Annotated in this window: 13 protein-coding genes; 7 read left to right on the plus strand and 6 right to left on the minus strand. The window is 74.9% G+C overall.

From position 1 onward, the window contains the following. Positions 1-14: 14 nt before the first annotated feature. Positions 15-416, minus strand: a complete 402-nt coding sequence (locus AC1UE5_RS13665; RefSeq protein ID WP_482924279.1) for an FHA domain-containing protein — start codon at positions 414-416, stop codon at positions 15-17. Between the two features lie 151 nt (positions 417-567). Between AC1UE5_RS13665 and AC1UE5_RS13670 the strand changes: the two genes are divergently transcribed. Further along, positions 568-795: a hypothetical protein gene (locus AC1UE5_RS13670; protein WP_482924282.1), complete on the plus strand. Its 228-nt coding sequence runs from the start codon at positions 568-570 to the stop codon at positions 793-795. Here AC1UE5_RS13670 and AC1UE5_RS13675 read toward each other — a convergent pair. The 3 genes from AC1UE5_RS13675 to AC1UE5_RS13685 are packed head-to-tail and all read right to left on the minus strand — an operon-like array spanning position 792 to position 2377. Further along, the gene (locus AC1UE5_RS13675; protein WP_482924284.1) at positions 792-1085 is read right to left on the minus strand and encodes a hypothetical protein; all 294 of its coding nucleotides are present in this window, start codon (positions 1083-1085) and stop codon (positions 792-794) included. The genes AC1UE5_RS13670 and AC1UE5_RS13675 overlap by 4 nt on opposite strands. Next, a complete protein-coding gene (locus AC1UE5_RS13680) occupies positions 1082-1534 on the minus strand; it encodes a MarR family winged helix-turn-helix transcriptional regulator (protein ID WP_482924287.1) in 453 nt (150 codons plus the stop codon). The genes AC1UE5_RS13675 and AC1UE5_RS13680 overlap by 4 nt, the downstream gene beginning before the upstream one ends. Positions 1535-1582: 48 nt before the next feature. Then, positions 1583-2377, minus strand: coding sequence for an HAD-IIA family hydrolase (locus AC1UE5_RS13685; protein WP_482924289.1), 795 nt, complete (start codon positions 2375-2377; stop codon positions 1583-1585). A gap of 113 nt (positions 2378-2490) precedes the next feature. Between AC1UE5_RS13685 and AC1UE5_RS13690 the strand changes: the two genes are divergently transcribed. Genes AC1UE5_RS13690 through AC1UE5_RS13705 form a run of 4 tightly spaced genes read left to right on the plus strand, consistent with a single transcriptional unit; the run spans position 2491 to position 6092 of the window. Next, positions 2491-3315 carry a hypothetical protein gene (locus tag AC1UE5_RS13690; RefSeq protein WP_482924291.1) on the plus strand — a complete coding sequence of 275 codons (825 nt, stop codon included), beginning with the start codon at positions 2491-2493 and terminating at the stop codon, positions 3313-3315. Continuing rightward, positions 3316-3576: a GW dipeptide domain-containing protein gene (locus AC1UE5_RS13695; RefSeq protein WP_482924294.1), complete on the plus strand. Its 261-nt coding sequence runs from the start codon at positions 3316-3318 to the stop codon at positions 3574-3576. Continuing rightward, complete coding sequence (locus AC1UE5_RS13700; protein ID WP_482924296.1) at positions 3566-5020, plus strand: sigma-70 family RNA polymerase sigma factor; 1455 nt, start codon at positions 3566-3568, stop codon at positions 5018-5020. The genes AC1UE5_RS13695 and AC1UE5_RS13700 overlap by 11 nt, the downstream gene beginning before the upstream one ends. Positions 5021-5060: 40 nt before the next feature. Then, positions 5061-6092 carry a GGDEF domain-containing protein gene (locus tag AC1UE5_RS13705; protein WP_482924298.1) on the plus strand — a complete coding sequence of 344 codons (1032 nt, stop codon included), beginning with the start codon at positions 5061-5063 and terminating at the stop codon, positions 6090-6092. Here AC1UE5_RS13705 and AC1UE5_RS13710 read toward each other — a convergent pair. Then, a complete protein-coding gene (locus AC1UE5_RS13710) occupies positions 6089-7807 on the minus strand; it encodes a S8 family peptidase (RefSeq protein ID WP_482924300.1) in 1719 nt (572 codons plus the stop codon). The two genes, AC1UE5_RS13705 and AC1UE5_RS13710, sit on opposite strands and share 4 nt — an antisense overlap. 180 nt (positions 7808-7987) lie before the next feature. On the opposite strand from AC1UE5_RS13710, the gene AC1UE5_RS13715 reads away from it, so the two are divergent. Further along, a complete protein-coding gene (locus AC1UE5_RS13715) occupies positions 7988-8404 on the plus strand; it encodes a hypothetical protein (protein WP_482924302.1) in 417 nt (138 codons plus the stop codon). A 4-nt stretch (positions 8405-8408) separates the two neighbouring features. On the opposite strand, the gene AC1UE5_RS13720 is transcribed toward AC1UE5_RS13715, so the two are convergent. Further along, entirely contained in the window at positions 8409-8990 is a 582-nt protein-coding gene (locus AC1UE5_RS13720) for a DoxX family protein (protein ID WP_482924304.1), read from the minus strand. A 234-nt stretch (positions 8991-9224) separates the two neighbouring features. Here AC1UE5_RS13720 and AC1UE5_RS13725 point away from each other — a divergent pair, with 234 nt between their 5' ends. Continuing rightward, complete coding sequence (locus AC1UE5_RS13725) at positions 9225-10571, plus strand: HYR domain-containing protein (protein ID WP_482924306.1); 1347 nt, start codon at positions 9225-9227, stop codon at positions 10569-10571. Positions 10572-10588 lie beyond the last annotated feature (17 nt).

A 10588-nucleotide genomic window follows, 5' to 3' on the forward strand; every position in this document is an offset into this window, starting at 1 on the left:
TAGATGAACGTCGGCTAAGAGTCGCGCGCGTCGAGGAACCGGAGCCTGATGGCCCCCAGCTCCACGAGGTCGCCGTGCTGGAGCGGCGCCTCGCGGATGCGATCGCCGTTGAGCCACGTGCCGTTCATGGAGCGGTCGTCCAGCAGGACGAACACCCCCTCGCGCTGGACAACCAGCGCGTGACGGCGGGAGACCGTCGGGTCGTCCAGGTGCACGTCGGCACTGAGGCTGCGGCCGAGCCGCGTCACCGCCCCGGTCAGCGGCAGGTGGACCACCTCGTCGCCGCTCTCGATCGCCAGGTAGCACCCGGGAGCGGGCGTGGAGCCGGACGCCGCAGCCTTGCGGCGGTCGCGCTCGTTCAGGCGTGGGAGGCTTCCGGTCTCCTGGCCTGTCGTCGTCCGAAGCTCACCGATCACGGCGCGAACCTTCCCCTTTCAACCTGAAGATGCCCTCAAGGAACTCTCAGCGAACGCCGAGAAGAGCCTTGGAGATCCGTGGGTTCCCCCAGAAGTCGGGGGATATCCCCCATGCGAGGGACTCCGCCGATTCGGGAGGATCGTCAACATGATGAGCGAGCAGAGCCACCCCACCGAGACCGCCGCGGAGGCGCTGCTCCGCCTCGCCGACCTGCGCTTCGAGCGCGCGATCGCCGGCCCGGCCGGCCTCCTGGACGACCCCGAGTACCTCGCCGACCTCGACGAGGACATCGCGGCGTCCGAGAAGACGTACATCGGCCTGGCCGTCACGGAGATCGCGGCTCTTCGCGCCGAGCTGGGCTCGCCGCTCCTCGGCTAGAGCACGCCCTCGACCTGCCGCCACCACGCGCGCTCGGCGGCGGTGACGGCCGCGGCCGCGCGGCGCGCGACGAACATCTGCAGCAGGAGCAGCGGGTGGCCGACGGCGAACGACTTGCCGCCGAGCACCGCGTAGCGGCCGTTGGCGAGCCGGACGACCGCGCCCTGCCCGTCCGGGCGGGTCAGCAGGCGCTCGGCGACCGCGACGCCGTCGACGTGGGTGGCGTCGGCCGGGAGCGTCGTCGCGGTCCAGGGGCCGGAGCGGAACGGGGGGATGAGGTGGCGCTTCACAGGTCCTCCATGGCGTCGGCGAGGCGCTGCAGCAGGCGGGTCGCCTGCGCGCGCTCCTCGTCGGTGAGCAACTGCGCGACGCGCTGGCGCATCGCGCGCACCTCGCGCTCCTTGGTGGTGAGCGCGTGGCGGCCGTCGTCCGTCAGGGCGACCAGCACGCAGCGCCGGTCCTCGGCGCTGGGCTGCCGCTCGACGAGCCCGGCCTTCGCGAGGCCGTCGAGCGTGCGGGTCGCCGTGGGGGCGCTGATGCCCGCGGCGGACGCGAGCTCGCTGACCTTGTGCGGGCGCTCGGTCAGCGGCTCGATGAGCTGGAACTGCGGGAGGGACAGGCAGGTCCCACCGGCCCCCGACCGGGTGCGCGCGCTCCGCGCGGCGCGGAAGAAGCTCTCCCACGCGTCGCTGAACGCGGTCTCCGAATCGGGGGTGACGGTGCGGGTGCTGGGGGGCACGCGGAGAAGTTTAGCGCGCTAACTGTTCGCGCCGCAACTACTCGCGTGCTAACTGTCGCGGTGCACCACCAGCTCGTCGACCAGGTCGGCGACCGAGTCGACGATGCGCGAGGGGCGGAAGGGGAAGCGCTCTGCGCCCTCGCGGTCCATCACGCCGGTGAGGACGAGGATCGCCTCCAGCCCCGCCTCGAGGCCCGCGACGATGTCGGTGTCCATCCGGTCGCCGATCATCGCGGTCGTCTCGGAATGCGCGTCGATCGCGTTGAGCGCCGACCGCATCATCAGCGGGTTGGGCTTGCCGACGTAGTAGGGCTCGACACCGGTCGCGCGGGTGATGAGCGCCGCCACGCTGCCGGTCGCGGGCAGCGGCCCCTCGCGGGACGGGCCGGTCGGGTCGGGGTTCGTGGCGATGAAGCGCGCGCCGCTGGAGATCAGCCGGATGGCGCTCGTGATGCGCTCGAACGAGTACGTCCGCGTCTCACCCAGCACGACGTAGTCCGGGTCGCGGTCGGTCATCGTGTAGCCCGACTCGTGCAGCGCCGTCGTCAGGCCCGCCTCGCCGATGACGAACGCGGTGCCGCCGGGCCGCTGGTCCTCGAGGAACTTCGCGGTCGCCAGCGCGCTCGTCCAGATCGACTCCTCCGGCACGTCGAGCCCGCTCGCGCGCAGCCGCGCCGACAGGTCGCGCCGCGTGTAGATCGAGTTGTTCGTCAGCACCAGGTGGGGAGCGCCGATCTCCCGCAGCCGCCCGAGGAAGGCGTCTGCTCCGGGGATCGCGTGCTCCTCGTGGACGAGCACGCCGTCCATGTCCATCAGCCAGGAGAGGGTCTCGCGCCGTGCCATGTCGGCCGCAACGATAGGGCCTCGCCCGATGTGCTCCGGAGGAAAGTCGAGGACCTTGGGTCCCAGAACCGGTCTTGTCGTGGGCAAGCCCCGTTCTCCACCCAGGAGCCCCGATGATCCGACCAGTCCTCACCGTCCTCGCCACCGCCGCGATCGCCGCCACCGCGGCCGTCCCGGCCGCCGCCGCCCCGCCCGCCGGGAAGATCGAGCACACCGTCACGACGACCGAGGTCACCGGCACACCGGTGAAGGGCCTCGTCCCGCGCCACCAGCGTGAGGAGACGTGGCTGACGGCCGGCGCGTTCCGCCAGCTGGTGACCGACGTGAAGACCGGCGCGGTCGTCGCCGAGACCGCCGTCGACGCGACCTGGTGGCTGACGTTCAAGGGCGACGACAACGAGATCTGGAAGTCGCCGCTCGACCCGCGCCTGCGCGAGCTGCCCGTCCAGACGCGCGTCGACCAGGGCGCCGAGCTGCGGCGCTCGGTCGAGCAGGGCCGCCGCAGGGTGACCGGCGAGACGACGTACGGCGGCAAGCCGGCGCTCGTGCTCGAGCTGGTCGACACGCAGCGGCCCGACGCCGACGACCTGCGCTCCACCGACATCGTCGACCCGGCGACGTACGCCCCGTACGAGACCGTGACCAGCGGCGCCGACAGGTACGGCGCGCGGGCCGGCAAGCCGTTCCGCTCGGTGACCCGCTGGGTGTCGACCGAGGTGCTCGACCTCGCCGGCAACGAGCGGCTGCTGCGCTTCGGCGACCACCCGGGCGCGACGCTCGTCGACGAGGAGGAGCGGCAGCGGCGCGCCGACGCGGCGGCGGCGCGGGCGAAGGCCGCGCGCCAGGCCAAGGCGCGCAAGGCGAAGGCCCGCAAGGCCGCGAAGGCCAGGGCCCGGGCCAAGGCCAAGCGCGCCGCGCAGCAGCGCACCCGCGCCTAGGTGCGCCGCCGGCTCGTCACCTCGGCGCTGGCGGCGGGGCTCCTCGCCGCCTGCGCGCCGCCGGCCGCGGCCGCGACCGTCGAGCGCGTGTGCCGCCCGGCCGCGGTGCTCGACAGCCCGCGCGGGCTGCCGATCGGCGTGCTGTACGACGGCACCCGCGTGCTCGTCCTGCGCCGCGACCGCAGCCGCAGGTGGGTGCGCGTGCGGTCGAGCGGGCCGATCGTCGGCTGGATCCAGGAGCGGGCGCTCCGTGGCTGCTGACGCGCGCGTTACCGGCCGGCGCGGCGACGCCGACGCCGACCTCGTGGCCCGCATCCGCGCCGGCGACGAGGCTGCGTTCGCCCTCCTCCACGCGCGGTACGCGCGGCGGCTGGAGCGGTACGCGGCGCGCATCCTCGGCGGCCACCGCCACCACGCCGAGGACGTCGTGCAGGAGGCGCTGCTGCGCGCCCATCGCGCGCTGCGCCGCGACCACCGCCCGATCCAGCTCGGCCCGTGGCTCTTCCGGCTCGTCCGCAACTGCTGCCTGGACGAGCTCAGCCGCGCGAAGCTCACCGCGGTCCCCCTGCTCGACGACGGCGATCCGGCGGCCGGTGTCGCGCCCGCGCCCGACCTCGTGCTGGAGGAGCGCGACGCCGTGCACGCGCTGCTCGCCGACATCGCCGCGCTGCCGGCCGACCAGCGCCACGCGCTCCTGCGGCGGGAGCTGGACGGCGCCGGCCACCCCGAGCTGGCCGCGGAGCTCGGCATCACGCCGCGTGCGAGCAAGGCGCTCGTGCACCGCGCGCGGCTCAACGTCGTCAAGCGCCGCGACGCGCGCGACGCGAGCTGCACCCTCGTGCAGGCGGACCTGCTCGCCGCCCACGACGCGCGCCGCCGGGCCGCCGCCGCGACCTACCGCCACCTGCTCGGGTGCCGCGACTGCCGCGCCTTCCGCGAGCAGCTGCGCGCCGTCCGCCGCGGCGCGTCGGCGCTCGTCCCGCCGCTCGGGCTCGGGATCGTGCTCGGCGTCCTCGGCCTCAAGGCCGGCGGCGCCGGGAAGGCCGCGGCGGGCACCGCGACGGCGGCGCTCGCCACGTCCGCGCTCGTCGCCGCACCGCTCGTGTTCGGCCCCGGCGACCCGGCGCCGGTCGACGTCCGCTCGCGCGCGGTGCCCGGCGGCGCGCTTGCCGCGGGCGACCCGCTCCCGCGCGGGACGGCCATGGTCACGCGCGCGATCACGCTCGCCCCCGGCGGCCGGCCGCCCCGCGCCGTCACGGTCACCTGCCCGGCCGGCACGCGGGTCGCGGGCATGGTGCCGCCGCGCGGCGTGCGGCTGAGCGTCGGCTACGCACCCGGCACGACGGTGGGGGCCGACACGACGGCGCGGCTGGTGTTCGCGGCGCCGGCGCCGGTCGCGCAGGGCGGGACGGTCGTCGTCGGGACGCTGTGCCGCCGGCTCGACGCGCGCGGCTCGGTGCTCGCGCCGGACGGTGTCGCCCGCGCGGCCGCGGCCCGCCCCTGGACGAAGGCCTGCGCGCCGCACGCGTACCTGCTGGCGGCGCCGCGGACGGGCGCGCGGACGACCGGCTCCGCCAGAACCCAGCAACCTGTCCAACTTCTGCGCGCCAGGAGCGCGTGGGCGGAAGTCCGCACGGACACAGGGGAGCGCGGGTGGGTGCGCAGCGCGGTGCTGTGCCCGTCAGCGGTGGTCAAAGCTCCATAACCCTCAACTTCCGGACGGAACGCGCCGATGCACAGCGTGCATGAGCGCGCACGCCCTGCCCCGCCCCCACGACGACGAGGCCGTCGTGATGGCCCGCACGTCCGGGTGGCTGTGGCTGTGCGCGTGCGCGGTGAGCCTGCTGGCGCTGCTCCTCCCCGGCGCCGACCAGGAGCACGTCGCGATCATGGTGGCGCTGATGGTGCCGATCGGCATCCACGGCGTGCTCTGCCTCGTCGGCGTCGGCTGGACGCACGTCTCGAAGGACGTCCACGGCGTCACGGCGGCGGTCCTGTACCCGGTCGTGGGGCTCGCGATCTTCGCGACCGGCGACACCGACTCGTTCGTCCGCCCGCTGCTGAGCCTGATCGCGATCTACCTCGGCTACTTCTTCGGGCCGCGCTGGCGCTGGTTCCTCACCGCCGAGCTGATCGTCGTCGCCGGCACGCCGCTCTACCTCGACCCGCAGGGCGCGATCGACGACCACTACGACACGTGGCTGTTCGCGTTCGCCGCCGCGACGATCGCCACGACGTTCGCGGTCGCGAAGCTCAAGGAGCGCCTGGTCCTCGCCGAGCGCCGCCAGCACACGATCGCCCACCGCGACGCGCTGACCGGGCTGGCGAACCGCCGCGCCTACGACGCGGCGCTCGCGGACGGGGTCGCCGCCGGGCGCCCGTTCGCGCTCTTGTTCATCGACCTCGACGACTTCAAGGGCGTCAACGACCGCCACGGCCACGTCAACGGCGACCGCGTCCTGCGCGAGGTCGCGGTGCAGACCGCGGGCGTCGTGCGCGAGGACGACATGCTCGCCCGTATCGGTGGGGACGAGCTGGCGGTGATCGCGCCCGGGGCCCGCGCGTGGGGCGCGGACCGGATGGCCAGCGGCCTGACCCAGGCGGTCGCGCATGTCTCGCGCGGGCCGGGCGACGGCCCGATGCGCGCGACCGTCGCCGCCGTCCTGTACCCGGACGACGGCGACACGGTCGAGCAGCTGGTCACCGCGGCCGACACCGCCCTGCACGAGCGCAAGCGCGCACGCACGGCGGCCGCCGCGGCGCCGGTCGGCTACTAGCGGAGCGACACCGCCCGCAGCGCGTTCACGAGGCCGTCGCCGAAGAAGCCGTTGCGCTCCGGCGTGCCCTCGCAGGTGGCGGTGTACGTGGCCGGCAGGTTCGGGTAGACGAACGTGCGCGGCTCCGGGCACGGCGTGTCGACGGCGGTCCCGGTCAGGACCCGCTCGACGAACCGCGGCGCGAGGCCCTTGCCGCCGTCGCGCTGCCGCTGGCCGTACTGGCTCACGATCAGCGCCGCGACGCCCGCCGCGTGCGGCGAGGCCATCGACGTGCCCTGGAGGTACTGGTAGTAGCCCGACCCGTCCTGGACGACGAACGGCGTGTTCGGCGTGCCGTCGGGGTTGAGCTCGCCGTTGGCCTCGGCCAGCGCCTTCGGGTACGGCGCGAGGATGCCGGCCTCGGCCAGCGCGGCCGGCGCGGCCGGGTGGTCGCGCGTGTCGCCGCCCGGCGCGGCGACGTCCGCCTGCTCGATGCCGTAGCTCGAGTAGTACGCCTTGCGGCCGCTCGGGCCGACCGACGTGACGGCGACGACGCCCTCGCCCTCCGCGGGGAGCGTGAGGCACGAGTTGTCGACGTCGCGCGGGTACTCGGCGCCCGGCGGGTAGTCGGGCGAGGCCTCGTTCTCGGACGGGTCGCCGAGGTCGATGTACTGGTTGCCGGCGGCCGCGATCAGCGTCACGCCGCGGTCACGCGCGTAGCGCAGCGCCCGCTGCGTGGCCTCGATGATCGTCCGCTGCTCGAGCTGGTCCTCCGGCGTGTCCGCCGGGTTGCTCGTGCAGTTGAACAGCCACGGGTCGATGTAGAACGACATGTTCACGACGTCGATGCCGTTGTCGGCGGCGTACGTGAGCGCGTCGACCGTCGGCTGCAGGAAGAAGTAGCCCGAGTCCTGGCCGGCGCGCAGGTTGACGAGCTCGACCTTCGGGGCGACGCCGCCGATGCCCTGGCCGTTGAGCGGCGAGCCGATCGTGCCCGCGACGTGCGTGCCGTGGCCGTCCTCGTCGACGTTCGCCGGGTCCTCGCACGAGCCGTCCGGATCCTCGGCGCACGGGCCGTCGACCAGCGGGTCGTCGGTGGTGAAGTTGCGGCTGAGGCCGGCGTTGAAGTTCGGCGCGATGTCCGGGTGCGAGCCGTCGACGCCGGTGTCGATGATGCCGACCCGCACGGCGCGGTCGCCCTGCTGCTTGCGGTAGGAGCCGTCGGCGTCCGCGTCGATCATCGCCATGTCCCACTGCCGGTCGGCGAGGGGGTCGGGGACGACATCCCGCCCACCCCCGCCGCCGCCGTGGCCCGGGCCGCCATCGCCATGCCCCGGCCGGCCGCCGCGCCCGCGCTGCTGCTTGCGCGCGGCGTCCTGGCGCTCGAGCTCCTCCTCCTTCGGGCGCTGCGACGGCGCCTGGCCGATCGAGCGCTCGCTGGCCGCGCCGCGGACGGCGTCGGACTCGGCCACGGTCTCCGTGAACTCCGCGTTCGTCGAGGTCACCCGCGCGACGCCGACGGCGCCGTTCTCCTCGACGAGCGTGCCGCCGGCCTTGGCGATCGCGTCGCGGGCGGCCGCAGCGTCGGCGCCCTCCGCGTAGAGCACCACGTACGTGCGCTGCTCTGCCTGCTCGGCGCCGTCCCCGGCCGCGATGGTCTGCGACGCCGTGGCCAGCGCGACGACCCCCAGCAGGGACCCGGCGGCGAGCAGCCGCCTCCGAAGGCGTTCGGACATCCGATCCTCCCAGATCGTTGGAACTTGATCTGCGGGGTCCGGCGGGTTTCCCCTGCCACACCGGACCGCGCGAAGGCGGGAACGCTACACCTTTCTGGCGGCAGCCGACTCCCATTGGTCAGCTCGCTGATCCAACTGGCGCGTTCACCGTCCCGGGCGCGGTTGTGCGATAACCCCTGCGTGGCCGAGCGCGATGCGGGACGGGTGCGCATGACGCGGCGCGAGCGCCGGTTGGCGGCGCTGTTCGCAGCCGGCGTCGTCGTGTTCGCCGTGGTGACGGTCGTCGGCCTGGCGCGCACCTCGGAGCCCGACCAGCACCTGAGCACCGGGATCGCCGCGGGGGTGATCGTCATCGCGGCGGCGACGGGGCTCGCCGCCTACGCGCTGCTCGCGCACGCGATCGTGTCGTCGCGGGAGGAGCAGGCGCGGCTCGACGAGCTGGAGCGGCGGGCGCGGGAGGAGGGCGCGCGGCGGCGGGCCGAGGCGGCGGCCGCGGCAGCGAAGGCCGCGGCGCAGAAAGCGGCGGCCGAGCGCAAGCCGCGTGACGCCTCCGCGCCGCCCCCGCCCGAGCCCGACCCGCCGCCCGCAGCCGAGTGACGCCTCAGGCGGTGCCGTTGCCCGCCGCGACGGTCGACTGCTCCTGCGCCTGGCCGGCGTCGTCGTCCAGCCCGCGCGCGCCCTGCGGCTCGGGCGGCGCCGACTCGGCCAGCGGGCCGTCGGTCGCCAGGTAGGAGCCCGCGACGCCGGCGGCGAGCGCGAGCAGCGCCCACTTCGCGCCCTTGAAGTTCGGGAACAGCGCGGCGTCGACCGACAGCTTGCCCGGCCCCTTGTCCGCCAGCGCCATGGCCGCCGCGATCAGGACCGCGTTGTACTCGTAGCCGCCCTCCGTCACCCACGGGCCCTTGCTCGCGTGGACCTTGCGGATGGCGGTCGTCATCGTGCTCGTGACGAGCGTCGCGGCGACCGGCGTCAGCGCGCCGGCGGTGAGCAGCACGCCCGCGCCGAGCTCGGCCGCTCCTGCCGCGGTCGCGTGCCGCTTGCCCGGCCGCAGGCCGAGCGACTCGAAGAAGCCGGCGGTGCCCTCCAGGCCGTGGCCGCCGAACGCGCCGAACAGCTTCTGCGCCCCGTGCCCGATGAAGAACGGCCCGACCGTGCCGCGAACGGCGAGTGCTCCGATGCCCATGTCCGTGTTGCCTCCAGTGAAGTCCGTGTGGGGCCAAGGGTGCTCGTTGCCCGCGCAACCGAAACGCCGAGGGCAGCCTCGCGGTTGATCCCGCCACGCGACCCGCTGTCGTCCGGAGGTGAACCCCGGCGTCCCGCTCAGGGGGTCGCCGTGGGCACTTCCCGGACGCCGTGGCCCCGGGTGCGCGCCGACGATGCGCGGCGTTGTGCACGCCCCCACGGAAGGACCCGTCGCATGCCCCTGACCCTCGCCCGCCGCGCCCTCGCCGGCGGCGCCGTCTCGCTCGCCGCGCTGTCGCTCGCCGCCCCCGCGGACGCCGCCTACACCCCGGGCATCCCCGGCCACATCGGCGTTGCCGCGCACTTCAGCACCGCGAAGACCGCGTACCCGACCAGCAACCCCGAGGCGCCGACGTACGCGTCCGACCGCAAGCTCGGCACCGACGCCGTCTCCACCAGCACGCCGAACTGGCCGCCGCTCCCCTCGCCCGGTCCGCCGCCGGGCACCGCCTGCCCCGGCGGGTGCGCCGCGTCGGACGCCACCGCGTTCGCCTCCGCCCAGGCCGGCGGCGTCCTGCAGACGTACGGCCGCTCGACCGCCGCCACCTCGGGCCTGTTCCGCGCCAGCGGGCTGTCGGAGACCGACGCCTACCTGGACGACACGATCACGGTGAACCAGGCGACCACGGTCGTGCTGCGCGGCCGCATCCGGGCGCGGATCGACGCCGGCCGCGACCGCGACCGCGCCGGCGCGATGACCTGGGTCCGCATGGGGATCCGCGTCGGCCACTGCGACGGCGAGAACTGCATGCCCGAGGGCCGCGGCATCTGGGAGACCTTCGACTCGCGCGGGACGGTCGACAGGACGTTCGAGGTGCCGATCGAGATCCCCGAGGGCACGTCGCCGGTCAACGCGCGGCTCGAGAGCCACGCCAACAGCTGGGCGAGCGAGGACACCAAGCAGGAGGGCTCGGCCAACGCGCACGCCAAGGCCGACGCGACCGAGACGAACAGCGACGTCGACAAGCTCGAGTTCGAGATCGTGGTGCCCGACGACGTCGTCGTGACGTCCGGCTCGGGCAAGCTCCCGGTCGTCGGCGGCCGCGACCCCGAGCCGACCGACACGACGCCGCCGGTGATCAACGTCCCGGCGCCGATCACGACCGACGCGACCGGCCCGGCCGGCGCGACCGTCCGCTACAGCGCCACCGCCGTCGACGAGACGAGCGAGGCGAAGCTCGCGTGCACGCCCGCGTCCGGCACCCGCTTCGCCGCGGGCACGACGACCGTGACCTGCACCGCGACCGACGCCGCCGGCAACACGGCCACGAAGACGTTCCCGGTCACGGTCCGCTCCGCCGCCGACCTCCTCGCGGCCCTCCGCACGCAGGTGGAGTCGCTCCCGCGCTCCGCCCGCAACGCGCTCCTCCCGCTCATCCCCGCGGGCACACGCCCGACCTGCGGCCGCATGCTCCTCTTCGGCGCCCGCACCCTCACCCTCGTCCCGCGCCAGCTCGACCTCTTCCGCGCCCTGCGCCTGGTCGAGTCCGCCACCCGCGTCGCGCGCGCGGCCGGCTGCTGACGCACCGCGATGTCACC

Source organism: Parviterribacter multiflagellatus, assembly GCF_056863265.1.

Coding starts and splice junctions, on each gene's coding strand:
- AC1UE5_RS13670 (WP_482924282.1), top strand. CDS start 568: ATGAGCGAGCAGAGCCACCCCACCGAGACCGCCGCGGAGGCGCTGCTC.
- AC1UE5_RS13720 (WP_482924304.1), bottom strand. CDS start 8,990: ATGGGCATCGGAGCACTCGCCGTTCGCGGCACGGTCGGGCCGTTCTTC.
- AC1UE5_RS13690 (WP_482924291.1), top strand. CDS start 2,491: ATGATCCGACCAGTCCTCACCGTCCTCGCCACCGCCGCGATCGCCGCC.
- AC1UE5_RS13710 (WP_482924300.1), bottom strand. CDS start 7,807: ATGTCCGAACGCCTTCGGAGGCGGCTGCTCGCCGCCGGGTCCCTGCTG.
- AC1UE5_RS13685 (WP_482924289.1), bottom strand. CDS start 2,377: ATGGCACGGCGCGAGACCCTCTCCTGGCTGATGGACATGGACGGCGTG.
- AC1UE5_RS13705 (WP_482924298.1), top strand. CDS start 5,061: ATGAGCGCGCACGCCCTGCCCCGCCCCCACGACGACGAGGCCGTCGTG.
- AC1UE5_RS13725 (WP_482924306.1), top strand. CDS start 9,225: ATGCCCCTGACCCTCGCCCGCCGCGCCCTCGCCGGCGGCGCCGTCTCG.